The sequence below is a fragment of the Oceanirhabdus seepicola genome, from assembly GCF_023684385.1.
Classification (GTDB): Bacteria; Bacillota; Clostridia; order Clostridiales; family Clostridiaceae; genus Oceanirhabdus; species Oceanirhabdus seepicola.
On the sequence record NZ_JAGSOJ010000001.1, the window covers coordinates 937,141 to 955,748 of the forward strand.

Below are 18,608 nucleotides of genomic sequence, written 5' to 3' on the forward strand. Positions count from 1 at the left end.
ATTCGGTAGTACATATTGTACTACTAAACTTTGTTAGTATACATTATTAAATTTATTTTGTCAAAACCCTTGCCTATTCTCATTCAAGCGGGGGAGAGTTCACAGAACTTTTATTTTTTTTCTATATACTATATAATATTAATATAAATATATAATTGGAGGATTCGCTTTATTTATGAATAATACGCTGACAGAAGATAATATAAAAAAATTAAAAGATGAATTAGAATATCGCCTGACTGTTAAAAGAGCTGAAATAGCAAGGGAAAAATTAGAAGCTGCTGCTCATGGCGATAGATCAGAAAATGCAGAATATAAAGAGGCTTGTAGAAACTATAGAGAAAACGATAATAGAATTCAACATCTATTAACTATGATTTCAACAGCAACTGTAATAGATAATGATGCTGTAGATAAATCAATATTAGGAATTAATTCTAAAGCTAGAATTAATTTTATAGAGGATGACGATGAAGAAATCATAACATTAGTAACTATTATGGATGCATCCCCTCAAAATATGTTTATTAGCATAGAATCAGATTTAGGAAAAGCATTATGTGGCAAAAAAGTTGGTGACATAGTTGAAGTTAATGCTCCAGCAGAAAATTATACCGTAGAAATATTAGAAATACTATAACAATATCTACTTAAATAATTATAGATAGGCTACTAACAAGCCTATCTATACTTTTCTTATGTAATCTGGTGACAGTCACCACCCGAAATATGTCAAATTCATAACTACTTTATACTCTTACATACAAATTCATGTGTACGCTCTCTTACAAATCCTAACTTATCATATAAATACTTTGCCGTATTCCCTTCAACTACCCAAAGAGGTACTTTTGTACATCCTTTACTTAATACTTTATTAACAGCATAGCTTACTATAGCTTTCCCTAATCCTTTCCCCTGATGATTCTCCTCTACTGCAACTAAATCTATTTCATCACCGTCAAGTTTAACAAAAGCTATTATTTTGCTGTTATCACGTAATACAAATATGTTTTCTGCATTTTCTTTATAATCCTGTTTTTCTTCTTCACTAGGAATACTAGGAGTAGATTCCAACCCTACTGATAATCGCATTTTATGAAATGACTCACTAAGAATCTTTTGGCACTCACCATAATACTTATCTTCATAATTTACAATATCATAATTTCCCGTTGTAATTTCACCACCAGTATAAATCATATAATTGGACTTAAACCAATGCTTGTACCCATTTTTATATGTAAAAGATTTTTCTACTTCACTAACTTTAAAATCACATACAACTTCTTCAACTCCAACATTTTGCATCTTCTCTTCTAATGCCTTTAAAAGAGCAGTCCCAATTCCTTCTTTTCTTTTTGATGGTTTCACGTATAAAGTCATACTAGTCTTTTTTCTTACCCCAGTATATACACCAACCCCAACCACTTTTTCTCCTTCTTCAACAAGGATTCCACACTCTGGACATCTATCTAAACATCTAAGTATATCCTCTCTTACAAAACTATTATCTGAAATAAGCTCACTTATTATATCTTTGTATTCATTTTTATATTCTTTAATACATATACTCATATTTCATTCCTCCCCCACACTTTAAAACAAATCCCTTAAATTTCTCTTTAAATGATACCACTGGGTATATGCCCTATCAACCTACAACTCTTTTCTGAAATAAAAATGCGTAACTTAGCCTGTTTTAGTATATCCACCTTATATGTCTATACTTTCACACCTAACAATTCACATTATGAAGATCCTCATTAAACTCCAATACCTTTTCCTCTTTAGTAGCCCAAGAAGTTACAAGTCGAATGGCAGAACTCTCATCATCGATTTTTTCCCAAACATAAAATAAATATTTCTCCTGAAGCTTTTCTATTACCCCATTAGGAAGAATTGGAAATATTTGATTTGAAGGTGAATGTGTCAAAAAGGAGTATCCCGCTTCGCTTATTCCAACCTTTAGTAACTTAGCCATATCATTGGCATGCTTTGCTAATTCGAAGAACAGGTCATCTCTGAACAATTCTAAAAATTGTATACCAAGAAGTCTGCCTTTAGCAAGCAAACCTCCCTTCTGCTTAATATGAAACCTAAAATCCTCTTTAAGAGAATCACGACAAATCACAAGTGCTTCCCCCATTAAAGCACCGTTTTTGGTTCCGCCTATGTAGAAAGCATCCACAAGTTTTCCTAAATCTTCAAGCTCCATATCATTCTCTTCTGAACAAAGAGCTGAACCAATTCTTGCACCATCAACGTACAAAAAAAGTTTATGCGCTCTACAACAGTCACTCAATTGTTCCAGTTCATCTTTAGAATAAATAGATCCCATTTCTGTAGGATTAGAAATATATACAAGTTTAGGCCTAACCATATGTTCATCAGTATGTGCATAAAGAGCTGATTTAATGTTCTCAGAATTCAGCTTTCCATCACTCACATCTATAGATATAATTTTATGCCCTGTAGCCTCAATTGCTCCGGTTTCATGAACAAGGATATGGCCAGTATCCGCTGCAATAACTGCTTCGTGTGGTCTTAAAAAAGCTGAAATGGCAGTTAAATTCGTTTGTGTTCCACCAGAGAATAGATGGATATCTATATCCTCGCATTTAATTTTTTCTTTTAATAAAGCAATTGCTTTTCTGGTGTATTGATCCTCTCCATACCCTTCAAGTTGTTCCATATTTGACTCCATCAAAGCATTTAATATTCTTGGATGTACTCCTTCACTATAGTCATTCTTAAAGCTATACATTAGTTATTGACCTCCTAATAATGATACTTTTAATATTATCGTCTCTTCTATCAATTATATCCTAAATCATAGCCTCATAAAACAAGCATAGTTAAAATAAAAAAGGCGCTTCGCGCTTCGCTAGGGAACCCTATGGTTCCCCTCGACGCAACTAACGTTGCTGAGCCCCTTCCTTAAACCGGCAGGGGAAATACTTCCCCTACAACCCCTTCATTTTTTTATTATTAAGAAATTGAATTAGTACAATTTTACACAAACATGTAACACGTTGATATAAGCACGATTACATGTGATAATTTATTAAGGAAATTTTTCAATTTGCTTAATAATAAAAAAAGACCTATCCTCTCAGATAAGTCTACATTAACTAACTACTCTCTATTCAAGATTTTCACTCCCCAACCTTCTCACTCAAAAACTCCTCAATATCAATTTTATCACCATCTTCTATAATAAAAGGAATTTCAATTATTTCATTAACTCCAAAAGATTTACTTCTTGAAACTACTGTTAATGTATCTCCTCTGAAACTATATCTTAAAACCTTGTCCCACTTGATTATTTCACCCCAATAATGCACTCCACCTTCCCCAATGCCTTCTTTCTCAATATTTCGGTATAAAAACATTAAAGGTAATGGCCAAACACAATACATCAAAAAAACTACATCAAAATCAAATTTTTTAAATCCACGTGTGAAAATTAATATCTGTATAAAAAATATAATAATTAATAATATCAATCCTATAATTTGCTTTCTTTTGTCCTTTCTTTTTAATCTGTACTTTAGCTCTCCATACTTTTTCCTCTTAACTCTTATACTAATAAAATCATATAGTACTACAATAGTTATAGCTATACCAATAATAACCTTAAACCAATTCCCCATGGATAACCCCATGAATTCTTTAAAGAAAACTCCTTTAACTGCTATAAATATACCACCTGCAAGTCCTGCTAAGGTAACAATCAAAATAAATATCAATGCCCTAATTTTACTCTTACTCATTTTTCTCCCCTTATCTAATTTCTTTTTTATAAAGAAAATCTTATTTTTACTGAAGCATTGTTGTTGGTGTAGCATTTTTCACAAAAATTATTGCATCATATGTATCCTTAGGCACCATTGATACAGTGTATGCTGTTTTGATCAACTTAAGAGTTTTGTTAAAATCATCACCTATATTACCCATGCTTTGTTTTGCTGATAATAATTTATTTAGCTCATCATTCTCCATTGCTCTTTTAATATCCAGCAAACTAATGACTTTGTCTGTTTCTGCATACATCTTAATTAAATCATTTTTATCATTTTTAACTGAAAATTCTTTACGCTCACCAGATGAACTCTCTCTGCATAAGAAAGTATTTTCATAAAACTCTGTTCCTATAGCAAAATATCTATCACCATATGTTTCGCTTAACCTTTCCCCCATAGAAGTGTATCCTACAAAAGAATCTGAAGATTTTTCAATATGTCCATTATGTCCAGCTATAAACAATTTATCGTTACCTATCATCTCTTCATAAGATAAAATCCACTGCACTTTTTGAGCCATGTAATGATCTCTTGTTTGACAATAATTCACATTTGTCCCTCTCAAAGTAGCATTTTCTTTTATACATAAGGCATATTGAAAGGCAATATCAAACTCAGCTATAGAACTTTTGGTAATATAATTTTCTTTATTTTTCTCCAGTTCACTCATAATATTTTCTATGTTTTTTAATCCTTTTTTTATTTTCCCTTGTTCTTGGTCAAAAACAGTTTCATCATTCAAATTTACTAATGAGGTTTCATAAGTAGAATATTTATCATTGTCCACCTTTTGTATATAAGACAACAATCCAGCCTTATTACAATCATACCTCTGCATATCAAATCCATAGAATCGCAATTTCTCATTATCTGAAACAGATGTATTAAAATCGTGCATCCACTCCACTAAATCTACCATCTCCTTTGTCTTATAAATAGCAAACCCAATTGCCTTAACTGCTTCCTCTGCTGTTCCACTACCATTTAGAATATAGTTATTAACCATTTGACAGCCACCAAAATCCCCTTCTAACGCAAACACCTTATATCCATAATTTTTCACTAATGCATTAAAAACCTCTTTTTTTAGCTCTACAAACTCATGATTACCATGCGTTGCCTCTCCTAAACCTACAATAGAAACATCCTCTGGAATACTAATTTCAGAAACATCCTGTAAATAACCTTCAAGACTATCTGAAGCTGCTGTTTTCCCACACCCAGTAAAAGATAATACAACCATTGAAAAGATAAACACCCCAACTAACACTTTATTTTTCACCAATACTTCATATAATTCAGATGAAAATTTCTTTAGTCTATAATAATATGTACCAAACATCACTCTGCCTCCTTCAATACTAAAAATATTCATTATTATCCCCCAACCCCTTCACCATTCTAATATATTGTATATTTACTATATTAATATCATTATCGTAATATTTTCAAGTTATTTTTATGTTATTTATAATATACTTATGTAGATTTAATAACAAAATAAATGCTGTAAGTAATTAAGGGTAGTGGAAATACCACTACCCTTAATTATTTACTAGATTTGATTAACTTTTATTTTCCATTAATAATTTATTTAGACTTATCCCTCTTAAAAATTCCCTTTACATTATTATTAAACTTTCTAACCGCTATTCTACCTTTACGCTTAATCATCTGTTTAACAATTATAGGTTTAAGTTTTTCAAATGGTACGCTTGATGCATCATATTTTCTCACAAGTGTAATAGCATCAAACTTACATTTAGTTGTACATGCACCGCAGCCTACACACATGAATTCATCTCTAGTTGTAGCACCGCAGCCAAGGCAACGCTCTGTTTCCTTCTTTATTTGCTCTTCTGTAAACGTAACACGTAAATCTTTAAAGGTTTCTCTTGATTTCTTTCCATCCACATGCTCTGACTTCTGTCTTGAGATATTGTCATATCCTTGTAGATTTAAGTTTTCTTTATCAAGTGCATGATACGCTTTCCTGTCTCTACCGAAAACCAAGCTTTGTCCTGGATGAACATAACGATGAATTGAAATTGCACCTTCTTTACCCATAGCAATTGCATCTATAGCAAACTTAGGACCTGTCATGGAATCTCCACCTGCAAATACATCAGGCTCTCCTGTCTGTAGAGTAATCGAATCTGCTTTAATTGTCTTGTTTGGATTTAATTCTATTTTGCTGTTTTCTAGCAATTTACCCCATTCCATTGCTTGACCTACTGAAATCAATATATGGTTTGTCTTAACAATCTTCGTTTCATTTTCATCAAAAGTAGGACTAAATCTTCCATTCTTATCGAAAACAGAAAGACATTTTTTGAATTCGATACCTACAACCTGTCCATTTTCTTGAAGAATTCTTTTTGGACCCCAAGAATTGTTAATGCCGATATCTTCTCCCATTGCTTCTTCAATTTCTTCTTCAAGCGCAGGCATTACTTCACGGCTTTCAAGACAGAACATATCAACTTTTGAAGCGCCAACTCTTGCAGCTGTTCTTGCAACGTCTATAGCAACGTTACCACCACCAATTACAACTGTGTTTCCTTCAAGTTTTATGTCCTTACCCAAGTTTACATCTCTTAAGAAATCAACACCTGTTACAACACCTTCTGCTTCTTCACCTTCTAACCCAAGTTTTCTACCAGCCTGAGCTCCAATAGCAAGATAAAATGCTTCATATCCTTGGCTTCTTAAATCTTTAAGACTGATATCTTTTCCAACCTCAACACCTGTCTTAAACTCAACACCTAATTCTCTTAAGATATCAATTTCTGCATTAATTACTTCTTTTTCCAATCTATAAGATGGAATACCAAGTGTCAACATACCACCAAGTAATTTTTGTTTTTCAAAAACAGTTACCTTATACCCGTCAAGAGCTAAGTAGAAAGCACAAGACAGACCTGATGGACCAGCACCAATAATGGCAATTTTCTTGCCGTATTCATGTCTCAATTTTGGTACATAGCGAGTATCCATATTTAAATCTTGTTCCGCAATGAATTTTTTAATTTCATCGATAGCAACAGGCTCATCAATGTCCCCTCTTGTACAAGCGGATTCACATTTCCTTGGACAAATACGTCCACATACTGCTGGAAACGGATTTTCGTGCTTAATCAGTTCAAGTGCTTCTTTATATCTTCCTTGAGAAGCCAGCTTAATATACCCTTGAACGGAAATATGAGCTGGACATTCTGTTTTACAAGGACTTGTACCAGTTTCAACAACATTTTTTCTATTGGTACGATAATCAGTATTCCATTTATCTTCACTCCACTCTGTATTGGATGGGAAATCTACTCTCTTCTCCTCAACAATTGGTGTTTTAGTACATAATTTTTGACCTAGTTTCAATGCATTAGTAGGACAAACCGCAGCACATTCTCCACAAGCAACACATTTTTCCGTATCTATTTGTGATACATAATTTGAACGTATCATATCTACGTTTAAGAACATAGAGGCATTTCTCAAAGAGTAACAAGAACACCCGCAGCAGTTACAAATAGCGTGTGTGTTTCCTGGCCCATCTGTATTAGGTATTTGATGCATAAGACCATTTTCTTCTGCTCTTTTAATAATCTCAAAAGCTTCTTCACGGGTAATCTTTCTTCCTCTGCCTGTACGAATATAGTATTCAGCAGCATCACCCAACTGAATACACATATCTTCCTTCAAATGTCCACAGCCTTCCCCTATTGCTTCTCTTGATGTACGGCAAGAACAATCTGAAACGGAGAAAACAGTATTTTGATTTAGATATTTAGAAACCTCCTCATAGGATGCCCTTCTGGTTTCCCCTTGAATGGATGTTTCTATGGGGATAACACGCATAACCCCTGTTCCGACTGGAAAATTACCTGCTGCCATAGGAGCCTTATTTCTTCCATATTGCTCAAAAGCCTCTGCAATTTGCTTATAATTTTTAACATTTTCCTTTTTAGGGTGATTAACTAGCATTTCCATATGCCCTGGAACATAAACCTCTAGCCAGTATTTATCAACCCCATCTTTTTCACAAGTGATGGTAACCCCCTGAAATGCTAACTCCTCTAAGATTCTTTTTGTATCCTTTAAAGATTTACCACACAAAGCAGCAATTTCTTCTGCACTCTTTGGTTTACGAAATTCAAGACAAAGTCCTACTTCTGCCATTTCATCCGTAACAACCGGCTCCAAAATTTTATATTCTGGGTGTTCTGGTTTTACTTCTCTTTTTGAACCACGTTTTGTTCTGTTAATATGATTAGCAAAATCCAATACTCTTTCTTTTACCATATGTATTACCCCCCAATAAAGTTTCCCTATAATGCTATTTTTCGTTCAAATTTTTGACTTTGGTACTTATCCAAGTTGGAATAACCTCACTCTTATATGCTATTCCGTGTGAACCCGTATTAGAATATTCTGCACAAGAATATAAATGATAAACCAAGACATACTAAACACTAAAGACCTCATTCGGTTGTTATAATGACCAAAAGAGGTCTTTAATGTTCAACTTCTCAGCCTCATTTTAGCAAGCAATGATTTCCTTAATCATAAACTCTTTTCCGCCCAATATCTCCCATTCTTCACTTTCGCAATCTGGACATTTATTATTATTCTCAATAAGATTAAAAACTTTATTACATTCTTTGCAAATACCATTCCCTGGTAATATCTCAATTTCTAATTTTGTCTCTTCCAATATCGTACCATCCACTGCTGCTGGGTAACATGATTCAATATATCTCGGAATCATGGATGAGAGCTCACCAATTTGGAGAACCAAGGTATCAATTTTCGTTAAATCATTCTTTACAGCAATATTTTCAACTGTCTTAACCACTTCAATCAAAACTCCCAATTCATGCATAATACTCACCTCTCCTGTCAAAGTTTAAAGGCGGGTGAAGTTTCTTCCCCCGCCCTTATCCTTTCATTTTGTCAATTTATCTTACATGTTTTATTTACTAGATATAATTGATTTTATTTTTTTCAATGGCTTTTTAACAGTGATTTTCACCTTACGTTTTACCATGTGTTTTACAACTGTAGACTTCAAATTTTCAAATTCTGGATTTTGGGCATCATACTTTCTTACCAGTTTGATTGCGTCAAATTTACATTTTGTAGTACATGCACCGCATCCTACACACATGAATTCATCTACAACCGTAGCACCGCATCCAAGACATCTTTCTGTTTCCTTCTTAACTTGTTCTTCTGTAAATGTAACACGTAAATCCTTGAAAGTTTCTTTGCTAGTATTTCCATCAGCATGACATGCTTTTTGTCTTGGAGTATTATCGTATCCTTCAAGCTTAAGGTTCTTTTTATCGAACATACGATAATCTCTCTTAAGACGTCCCATAACTAAACTTTGTCCATTCTGAACAAAACGATGGATTGAGATTGCTCCTTCTTTACCCGTAGCAATAGCATCAATAGCAAATCTAGGACCTGTCATTGCATCTCCACCTGCAAATACATCAGGCTCTCCTGTTTGTAGAGTAAGCGCATCAGCTTTGATTGTCTTGTTTGGATTCAATTCTACTTTGCTGTTTTCTAGCAATTTACCCCAATCCATGCCTTGACCTACTGAAATCAGAACATGGTTTGTCTTAACAATCTTAGTTTCATTTTCATCAAAAGTAGGGCTAAATCTTCCATTCTTATCGAAAACAGAAAGACATTTTTTAAATTCGATACCTACAACACGTCCATTTTCTTGGAGGATTCTTTTTGGACCCCAAGAATTGTTAATAGCGATATCTTCACCCATTGCCTCATCAATTTCTTCATCAAGGGCTGGCATTTCTTTTCTGCTTTCAAGACAGAACATATCCACTTTTGAAGCGCCAACTCTTGTAGCAGTTCTTGCAACGTCAATAGCAACGTTACCTCCACCGATTACAACCACGTCTCCTTCAAGTTTTACGTCATTACCCAAGTTTACATTTCGTAAGAAATCAACACCTGTAACAACGCCTTCTGCTTCTTCACCTTCTAACCCAAGTTTTCTACCTGATTGAGCTCCAATTGCAAGATAAAATGCTTCATATCCTTGGCCTCTTAAATCTTTAAGGCTAACATCTTCTCCAACCTCAACACCTGTCTTGAACTCAACGCCTAATTCTCTCAAAATATCGATTTCTGCATTAATTACGTCTTTTTCAAGTCTATACGATGGAATTCCAAGTGTCAGCATACCACCAAGTACTTTTTGTTTTTCAAATACTGTTACCTTATAACCATCTAAAGCAAGGTAGTAAGCGCATGAAAGACCTGAAGGTCCTGCTCCGATAACCCCAATTTTTTTACCGTATTGATGTCTTACTTTAGGTACATATCGATGCTCCATATTTAGATCTTGTTCCGCGATGAATTTCTTAATTTCATCGATAGCGATTGGATCATCAATATCTCCTCTAGTACATTCGGATTCACAATATCTTGGGCAGACACGTCCGCATACTGCTGGGAACGGATTTTCATGTTTAATAAGCTCAAGTGCCTCTTTATATCTTCCTTGAGAAGCCAGCTTTATATACCCCTGAACCCCTATATGAGCTGGACACTCTGCTTTACATGGACTTGAACCAGATTCGAGAACAACTTTTCTGTTAGTACGATAATCTAGATTCCATTTGTCAGGACCCCATTCTGTATCAGATGGAAGTTCTCTTTTCTTCTCAGGAATAGTTGTTTTTGAACATAATTTCTGACCTAATTTCAATGCATTAGTTGGACAGTTTTCAACACATTCTCCGCAACCAACACATTTATCTGTATCTATCTGTGAAACATAGTTTGAACGAACCAAATCAGGGTTTGTATACTTATTAGCAAGTCTTAAAGCAAAGCAACCACAGCCACAGCAGTTACAAATGGCGTGTGTTTTCCCTGGACCATCTAAATTCGGTATCTGATGCATCAACCCATTTTCTTCAGCTCTTTTAATAATCTCAAAAGCTTCTTCACGTGTAATTTTTCTACCTCTTCCTGTACGGATATAATATTCAGCAGCATGTCCCAACTGAATACACATATCTTCTTTCAAGTGACCACAGCCCTGTCCCAAGGCTTCTCTTGATGTACGACAAGAACAATCCGAAACTGAGAAAACAGTATTTTCATTAAGATATTTTGAAATTTCCTCATATGATGCACTTCTGGTTTCACCTGAAATGGCTTCTTCAATTGGGATAACACGCATCATACCTACACCTACAGGCATACTACCTGCCAACATTGGCCCTCTTCTATCTCCGTATTCATAAAATGCCTTGGCGATTTGTGGATACTTTTTAACATTTTCCTTGTTGTTAACCATAATTTCCATGTGTCCTGGAACCCAAAGATCATGCCAGTATACATCAACACCATCAATTTCATTAACAAAAGCAACACCCGCAACTGCTAATTCTTCTAAGAGTTTCGCTGTTTTCTCTTCAGATTTACCACACAAAGGAGCAATCTCCTTTGCACTCATATGTTTACGAAATTCAAGGCAAAGTGCTACTTCTGCCATTTCTTCTGTAACAACAGGTTCCAAAATATAATATTGCGGATCTTCTGGCTTAATTTCGTTTTTTGAACCTTTTTTTGTCCTACTAATCTTATTAGCAAGTTCCATTACTTTTTCATTGACCATAGTATTACCCCCAAATAAATTTTCTTTAATATATTAGTTTTCTTTATATGTTCACCTGATCAAAATAAAATCTATCTATATCTATTTTCCGTTCCAATTTTTCACTTCAGCACGTATCCAATCGGCCCACTCATCAATTCCCTCTCCTGTTTTAGCAGAGATTGGGATAACCTTGATATTCGGGTTCAATTTTTTTATACGCTCCCTAACTGCATCAAAATCAAAATTGAAACAAGCTACTGCATCTATTTTATTAATTAATACCACATCAACAATTGAAAACATCAAAGGATATTTTAAAGGCTTGTCATCTCCCTCTGGTACACTTAAAATCATGGCATTTTTTGATGCCCCAGTGTCGAATTCTGCTGGGCATACCAAGTTACCTACGTTTTCCAAGATTGCAAAATCAATTCCTTCTGTTCCAAGACCCTCTAGCCCTTGTTTAGTCATATCTGCATCAAGGTGGCACATTCCACCTGTGTGCAATTGAATTACTTTTGCACCTGTCTTAGCAACTGTATCAGCATCCACAGCTGAGTCAATATCTGCTTCCATAACTCCAATGCTCATTTCATCTTTCAAAGCGTCAATTGTTCTTACAACAGTTGTTGTTTTACCCGAACCTGGTGATGACATCAAATTCAATAAAAAGGTCTTATCTTTTTTCAATTCTTCCCTAAGCAAATCTGCTTGTCTATCGTTATCTTCGAAAACACTTTGCTTTATCTCAAGAACTTTATATGTGTCCATATCATCTACTCCTCCATCTTTTTCCTACGTTTTATTTTGATTTTTTTATGTTAAAAAGATAACATATGTATCTATGACAAAATTATACCATTAATTCCACATAAATTCCACACTGATAAATTATGTTTTCTTTAAAGGGACTGTCACCACCCGAAAAGTGTAGCACCACTCCGAAATATGTCAAAAACACACCATTACTTTTGAAAGATTTCTACAACTGTTGGGTGTTCTCTTATTAACATGAAAAATCCATCTTTCTCAAATTTTAAGAAAGATGGATTTTTATATAAGAGTGACAGTCACCACCCGAAATATGTCAAATTAACTGTTGGCAAATGACCATCTATTACATATTTAGAAGCATCTCTACACTTTTAACACCCATATATTGAATTATACTCATTCATTGCATAATTATCAGTCATACCAGCAATATAGTCTGTTATATTTCTAACAAGAATTTTTCTCTTTATTATGTATTCATCATTTAAATCAATATTACAATCTTTACCTTTGGGTTCACTAAAACAAATCAAATTCAGTTCTTTAGAAATTAATTTAGGATCTCCATTTCTAAAGTCAATAACATTATTACTTATTCTTTTAATGTCTCTATATATACGTGTAAGCGTTCTATCAGGCAATAGTTTAGGATTGTCATAATAAGCCTTAAATAGTGCCATAATAATCCTCTTAGCTTTATCATCAAATCTTGCAACTTCAAAACTATTGATTACTTTCTTTGATATTATTGTCTCAAGATAATCCAAGATAAATTTACAATCATCACTAAATTCAATTAATTTTTTATTAATTCTATGATGTTTATTGTAAAGCTCATTGTCTAAATCATATTTGCTAATATTAATTTTGGATTGAGTCACTATGTCTTTCATAAAATACCCCAATATTTCAGACACTAAACGGGCTCTTAACATATCATTTTCATCTATAAATAGTATATTAGATTCTTTCATCCTATTAGATTCTATCTTTATTTTTTCCAAAATATCTTTAATAGGTTTCATCTTTGTTATTTCAGCATAGGATACTAATTCATCAAAACTTAAATGTTTAGCTGCAAAAGCATCATCTAAATCATGCCCTCTCTGAGCAATTTCATCAGCTATACTAACTATCTGCCCTTCTAGAGTAGTTGGAAAGTTATATTCTAGAAATAAATATTCTTTCTCACCGTTAATTAAAAACTCATCTACATCAAAACATTTTCTTAAACAAACTTCTTTATCACAATTATTACAATCCTTTACTTTACCACCAGTATGCTTTAAAACTCCTTCCAGCACTTGATACGACAAGTCTATTCCTTCATGTTCAAAATACTTTTCTTCTAGATAAGATAGTATTCTTAACCCTTGAAAATTATGTTTAAATCCGCCAAAATCAATTTTATCGGCACATGTTATTATTTTAATTTCATTTCGCAATATACTATTTAATGTTCGTTCTCCTTGGTGCCCAAAGGGCGTATGTCCAATATCATGAGCTAGTGCTATAGCCTCTGTTAAATCATTGTTTAAATTTAGCCTTAAGGCTAATCCTCTTGCAATTTGAGATACTTCTAATGTATGAGTCATTCTAGTTCTAAAATGATCGCCTTTTGACGATGTAAATATTTGTGCCTTATCTACCAACCTTCGCGAAGCTTTAGTATGAACTATGCGTTCACGGTCCCTCTGAAATTCACTTCTATTATTATCTGACTCATTTATTGCAATTGCTCTTTTACAATGTTCATTTTTTTGGCTTAAGTAACTTAAAGTCTGCTCCAATAATTTAAGTTCATATCTTTGATCTTCATATTTTATATGTTCTATAGTGTATCTGTCTTTTAACATCTCTAATTTACACCTTTCATTTATTTTGGTGCCTGTCACCACCCGAATTAACACAGCTGGTACTTTCCTTTATACATATTGATTATATCACTATTTAAGTAGTTTTTAACCATATTGTTGTTTAGTCCCCATCTACATCCTTAAAATTGTAAACAATACAAAAAAAGACCTATCCTCTCAGATAAGTCTATACTTTTACTTACATATTTACTTTTATTATTCTATATATTTTCTTGAACGACTTGCTTGTACGCTTTTGATCCCACATAAATTTCATCTTTTAGTGGATTTAGTTTATTTTTGCGAATCTTATTAAACTGATAAGCTACTAGTACAACATTTGCGATTAATGACACTAAGCTTGCGATAAAAAACGCTTTTGGGTTATGTGTAGTAGATACAGGTGCTATTCTATCTGCAAAACTCGGTACCGTCATAACAAACATAATCCACAAGCCAAGAGTATGTGCACGATGCTGCAACCACGCTCCTTTTTTGATAAAGAAAGCTGGTATAGTACATGACAGTAACAATGCCAAACCACAATAGAACGAATGATCAGCTATACAATTGTACGTATATGCGAAATTCCATAAATCATAAGCTATAATCCAAACCCAGATCATGTCCGGCCAAATCATATCTTTTGTTTTGTCTTTAGAAATAAAAATACCCGCCCAGCCACAGATGGCTATAACGTTAAGAATTCCAGCTATACCATTCATGATATTCCATGATCCTGACATTACCCAAAGGTTGTCCACATAAGCTCCATTCCATGCTCCATATGAAAAACATTGGAAATCACGAAGAGCTGCTTCAAGGATGTTGATTCCCAAGATAGCGGCTGGAAGGCATAAAGCCCACTTCTTTTTAGCAAGTTTTGGGCTGTAGCGAAGAGCCATAAACCAAAGACACCCTGCCAAAGCCGAATAAGTTTTTACCCAGTTAAACCAAGTACCCGTACCATATTCATTTCCTGGTGCTGCAGTTGTTGGCCAAACAAAGATAGTTAACCCTATAGGGACAATTAAGAAAAGTATAATTCCCCCCCATTTTGTTGAACGACCAAGCTCATTGAAAGCCATTAAAGCAAAGAGAACAAAAAACCAAATTGCCCAACCAGTTAAACCTGTTGCTTCATAAAAAAAACCCATAACAATTTACCTCCGTCAAAATGACATTTGTCATAATTCCAAGATTCCTGTCTATCACAAATAATTTAAAATATGAATATTTGTGAACTTGCTGACTTTTCTTGTTTACAATCACAATTATATTATATAATGTTTTAAACGTCAAATACTTACAAAATATTTAACTCTACCCAGTAAAGTATACGCCTTGAAGTAAAAATCCCCCTCTCAATTATTTGAACCATACCCCCTAACCCATTTAACAAAAAAACAAGGGTATAGATTCAAGGTTTACCCCCTGATTCTATCCCCTAATTTATCAATGTATATTTTCTATTTTTACCTCCATTTTTTGCACATATATCAGACAAACTCTTTCATTACAAGACTTTAATCTTTAGTTCTCCCCTTTTAACTATAGAGATTCCATAGTATAACTTAATTTATACATATCTCAAAATCGTAGACACCTCAGACCTGTATGTATAAGTTTAGTTTTATACTGGAATCTCTATACTTGTTGATTCTCTTAGTGAATTCCAATCATAACTTTAACTCTTCTTAAAGCAATACGATAAACGCTATACATAAAAGCACAAGCAATAAGGATAATAGCAAAGTTTATAGAAAGTGCCATATATTCACTTGATGAAATATTGCTACCACCATTTGCAAACATAATCATCCCAAAGAAAAGATATATCGCGGTGCTTCCTACTATAGTTGGATATATAAATATTTTTGCTAACTGTTTTTTCACAGATCTTTCAATGTACTTATTGTTAGCACCTAACTTTTTTAAATTCATAAATAGTGCCTTGTTATCAATCGCAATGGTTACACTTCGTGTGTAGGCGATAATAGCCACAGCCGCAAAGCAAATAATAGCAATATAAATAAATAACATTAAAAATACTGCAAGGTTTTTAATTAAATCCTGTGAGTTTACCACCTTAAACATAGGATAATATTTCCAATCCATAAAAAGCTGTGAATTATCTACAGAAAGCTCTACATTATAATCATCAAGCCAGTATTTTTCGCCTTCTTCTTCACACATTTGTTTTTTATACAAATCATAACTTGAAACAATCGCCACATTCTCTGAGCTACGGTTGATTATTTCATCTCTTAATTTTTTTGTAAAAAAATATGTTTCCTCTGGATTTTCTACATTAAATAAAACAAATTTATGTTTTTTATCTTCGGTTAATCCCTGATATAGCCTTTCATAATCTTCATTTGATATTACATAAATATTTGTTCCATCAAAAGAAAGTGAAGAAAATCTTACAACATCAACGAAAGCAAGGTTTTCCGTTATATCGGTAACAGGATGGGTTACCAGGCTTAGATCATTGCTTTTTTTCCAGAATCCCTCTGTATACTCCTTTGATACCACAGTTAAATACTGCCCATTTTGCACAACAACTTCTTCACCACTGATTTTATTAAAGCTTTCTTCTGACATAAAATTGCTATACTTAAGCTTCTCACAATGTTCTTCAATTAGCTTGTTACCAACATAATCACGACGTACTCCATCGATAATAAGTGAAATTGTTTCAGCTTCAAAATAATCGGTTATTTTCACATTATTCTCATGTGCAAGAGAGTAAATCTCCTCTTTTGATATTTGTGTTTCATCTTGTCTGTAAAAGAAAACGTTATCAATGCTTCGAGCTTTTAAATCGCTAAACATACCTGTGACTGCAGTTGGTGTATAAAATGCAGCAAATAACGCACCTGCAATCAAAAAAGCAATGACACACATATTTCGTACCGTTTGTTTGCCAGCGAATCTCATCATATTTGAAGAAATTATATTTCGATAATACTTCTTACTGTTTCGTCCCTTTTTTGAATGAACAACTGTATAAAGCATTATCTTATATATTCCAACAAAGGATAAAAGAAATGTTACGTTCCAAATAGATGGCAAACGATAGTTAAATTTTCTAACAGCTATATGTGGAACCATATATCCTAAAAATATCCCTGAAAAGAAAATTATCCATCCAGCTATTCCCGTCCAAGACTTAACGTCTTTTACAACCTCGCTTTTTCTACTATCCGTAATTATTTCTATAATATTGCTTCGCTTAATAAACTTTACCCCTGAAATGAAAATGCAGAGTGTAACAAAAATACAAAAACCCATACCATAGCAAAACCCTAAGGGTGAAAATTGATACTGCATTTCATGTGTGTCAACAATAAAAATCTGAAATATCTTCCATATAAAATAAGACAACGGTACACTTAACACCAATCCAACAGCTGATGCAGCAGAAATCACCACACTAAGCTCTTTCAACAGAACTTTTTTAAGGTGCTTTTTCTTTTCACCTAAAGCCATAAAAATACCAAATTCACGGCTTTTATATTTAAAAAAGAGTGATGATGCATAAGTCGTAAACACACAACACCCCACAATGGCAATTACAAAAATCATAGATGCCTGTTTTCGACTGTCTCCACCTTCTGGAAGTATTGTTTGCACCGTCTTACTGAAATATATTAAGGCAAAAGACGTCACAAGCATTACGGAAAGGATAGTGCAAAGCAATAACAGATAATAATTTTTGATGTTTTTTTGCCTAAGCTTTGCTGTGACATTATTCATTGTCATTATTGTCACCTCCAAGCACCTTTAATGTATCAAGAAGCTTATCCATAAACTCTATGCGTGTTCCACTTCGAGTAAGTTCCGTATAAACCTTTCCATCTCTTAGAACAATTACTCTATCACAAAAAGATGCCGCAAAGCTATCATGAGTTACCATAAATACAGTTGCTGAGAGCTCTTTTTTTGCTTGTGTAAAAGAGTCTATAACTGCCCTACTTGACTTGCTGTCCAGATTTCCTGTGGGCTCATCTGCCAAAATTACATAAGGATCATTTATTAAAGCTCTTGCCACGGCCGTACGTTGTTTTTCCCCACCTGATATTTCAGCTGGATACTTATTCATAATATGGCTTATTCCAAAGGTATCACATAATTTTTTGGCACGAGACTCCATTATATCCACCTCTTTGTCACCTATTATTTGAGGTAGACAAATGTTCTCAAAAACACTTAATCCATCAAGCAGCATATAGTCCTGAAATACAAATCCAAGTTTTTCATTACGTACCTCTGCAAGCTGTTCCTCTGATAGCCCCGCAATATTTTCTCCATTTAATAAAATTTCACCTTGCTCAAAAGGTATAAAACAAGAAATACAGTTAAGTAAGGTTGTTTTACCACTACCTGATGGTCCCATAACTGCGACAAACTCCCCTTTTTTCACCTCTAAAGAAATATCCTTTAAAACCTCATAAGTTGCGTTAGCATTATGATAACTTTTATGTAATTTATTTACTTCTAGCATTATTTTTTCCTCCTAAAAAT

Annotated in this window: 13 protein-coding genes; 1 reads left to right on the forward strand and 12 read right to left on the reverse strand. The window is 33.7% G+C overall.

The features are described from left to right. Positions 1–175: 175 nt before the first annotated feature. On the forward strand, positions 176–640 hold the full coding sequence (locus KDK92_RS04035; RefSeq protein ID WP_250857768.1) for a GreA/GreB family elongation factor: 465 nt from the start codon (positions 176–178) through the stop codon (positions 638–640). Positions 641–744: 104 nt separating this feature from the next. On the opposite strand, the gene KDK92_RS04040 is transcribed toward KDK92_RS04035, so the two are convergent. The 12 genes from KDK92_RS04040 to KDK92_RS04095 form a co-directional block, all read right to left on the reverse strand. After that, positions 745–1,578, reverse strand: coding sequence for a GNAT family N-acetyltransferase (locus KDK92_RS04040; RefSeq protein ID WP_250857769.1), 834 nt, complete (start codon positions 1,576–1,578; stop codon positions 745–747). A gap of 160 nt (positions 1,579–1,738) precedes the next feature. After that, the gene (locus tag KDK92_RS04045; protein WP_250857770.1) at positions 1,739–2,767 is read right to left on the reverse strand and encodes a threonine aldolase family protein; all 1,029 of its coding nucleotides are present in this window, start codon (positions 2,765–2,767) and stop codon (positions 1,739–1,741) included. Between the two features lie 391 nt (positions 2,768–3,158). Beyond that, positions 3,159–3,776 carry a hypothetical protein gene (locus tag KDK92_RS04050; RefSeq protein WP_250857771.1) on the reverse strand — a complete coding sequence of 206 codons (618 nt, stop codon included), beginning with the start codon at positions 3,774–3,776 and terminating at the stop codon, positions 3,159–3,161. Between the two features lie 46 nt (positions 3,777–3,822). Then, a complete protein-coding gene (locus tag KDK92_RS04055) occupies positions 3,823–5,181 on the reverse strand; it encodes an erythromycin esterase family protein (protein ID WP_250857772.1) in 1,359 nt (452 codons plus the stop codon). A gap of 215 nt (positions 5,182–5,396) precedes the next feature. Next, positions 5,397–8,105: an FAD-dependent oxidoreductase gene (locus KDK92_RS04060; RefSeq protein WP_250857773.1), complete on the reverse strand. Its 2,709-nt coding sequence runs from the start codon at positions 8,103–8,105 to the stop codon at positions 5,397–5,399. A gap of 238 nt (positions 8,106–8,343) precedes the next feature. Further along, entirely contained in the window at positions 8,344–8,685 is a 342-nt protein-coding gene (locus KDK92_RS04065) for a hydrogenase maturation nickel metallochaperone HypA/HybF (RefSeq protein ID WP_250857774.1), read from the reverse strand. Positions 8,686–8,775: 90 nt separating this feature from the next. Next, positions 8,776–11,466, reverse strand: coding sequence for an FAD-dependent oxidoreductase (locus tag KDK92_RS04070; protein ID WP_250857775.1), 2,691 nt, complete (start codon positions 11,464–11,466; stop codon positions 8,776–8,778). 81 nt (positions 11,467–11,547) lie between these two features. Further along, entirely contained in the window at positions 11,548–12,219 is a 672-nt protein-coding gene (hypB, locus tag KDK92_RS04075; protein WP_250857776.1) for a hydrogenase nickel incorporation protein HypB, read from the reverse strand. Between the two features lie 374 nt (positions 12,220–12,593). Beyond that, the gene (locus KDK92_RS04080; RefSeq protein ID WP_250857777.1) at positions 12,594–14,078 is read right to left on the reverse strand and encodes a deoxyguanosinetriphosphate triphosphohydrolase family protein; all 1,485 of its coding nucleotides are present in this window, start codon (positions 14,076–14,078) and stop codon (positions 12,594–12,596) included. Between the two features lie 221 nt (positions 14,079–14,299). Then, the gene (locus tag KDK92_RS04085) at positions 14,300–15,235 is read right to left on the reverse strand and encodes a DUF5692 family protein (RefSeq protein ID WP_250857778.1); all 936 of its coding nucleotides are present in this window, start codon (positions 15,233–15,235) and stop codon (positions 14,300–14,302) included. A 508-nt stretch (positions 15,236–15,743) separates the two neighbouring features. Then, positions 15,744–17,846, reverse strand: coding sequence for an ABC transporter permease (locus KDK92_RS04090; RefSeq protein ID WP_250857779.1), 2,103 nt, complete (start codon positions 17,844–17,846; stop codon positions 15,744–15,746). After that, positions 17,833–18,588, reverse strand: coding sequence for an ABC transporter ATP-binding protein (locus KDK92_RS04095; protein ID WP_250857780.1), 756 nt, complete (start codon positions 18,586–18,588; stop codon positions 17,833–17,835). The genes KDK92_RS04090 and KDK92_RS04095 overlap by 14 nt, the downstream gene beginning before the upstream one ends. Positions 18,589–18,608 lie beyond the last annotated feature (20 nt).

Coding starts and splice junctions, on each gene's coding strand:
- KDK92_RS04085 (WP_250857778.1), bottom strand. CDS start 15,235: ATGGGTTTTTTTTATGAAGCAACAGGTTTAACTGGTTGGGCAATTTGG.
- KDK92_RS04070 (WP_250857775.1), bottom strand. CDS start 11,466: ATGGTCAATGAAAAAGTAATGGAACTTGCTAATAAGATTAGTAGGACA.
- KDK92_RS04090 (WP_250857779.1), bottom strand. CDS start 17,846: ATGACAATGAATAATGTCACAGCAAAGCTTAGGCAAAAAAACATCAAA.
- KDK92_RS04060 (WP_250857773.1), bottom strand. CDS start 8,105: ATGGTAAAAGAAAGAGTATTGGATTTTGCTAATCATATTAACAGAACA.
- KDK92_RS04055 (WP_250857772.1), bottom strand. CDS start 5,181: ATGAATATTTTTAGTATTGAAGGAGGCAGAGTGATGTTTGGTACATAT.
- KDK92_RS04080 (WP_250857777.1), bottom strand. CDS start 14,078: ATGTTAAAAGACAGATACACTATAGAACATATAAAATATGAAGATCAA.
- KDK92_RS04035 (WP_250857768.1), top strand. CDS start 176: ATGAATAATACGCTGACAGAAGATAATATAAAAAAATTAAAAGATGAA.
- KDK92_RS04050 (WP_250857771.1), bottom strand. CDS start 3,776: ATGAGTAAGAGTAAAATTAGGGCATTGATATTTATTTTGATTGTTACC.
- KDK92_RS04045 (WP_250857770.1), bottom strand. CDS start 2,767: ATGTATAGCTTTAAGAATGACTATAGTGAAGGAGTACATCCAAGAATA.
- KDK92_RS04065 (WP_250857774.1), bottom strand. CDS start 8,685: ATGCATGAATTGGGAGTTTTGATTGAAGTGGTTAAGACAGTTGAAAAT.
- hypB (WP_250857776.1), bottom strand. CDS start 12,219: ATGGACACATATAAAGTTCTTGAGATAAAGCAAAGTGTTTTCGAAGAT.
- KDK92_RS04040 (WP_250857769.1), bottom strand. CDS start 1,578: ATGAGTATATGTATTAAAGAATATAAAAATGAATACAAAGATATAATA.
- KDK92_RS04095 (WP_250857780.1), bottom strand. CDS start 18,588: ATGCTAGAAGTAAATAAATTACATAAAAGTTATCATAATGCTAACGCA.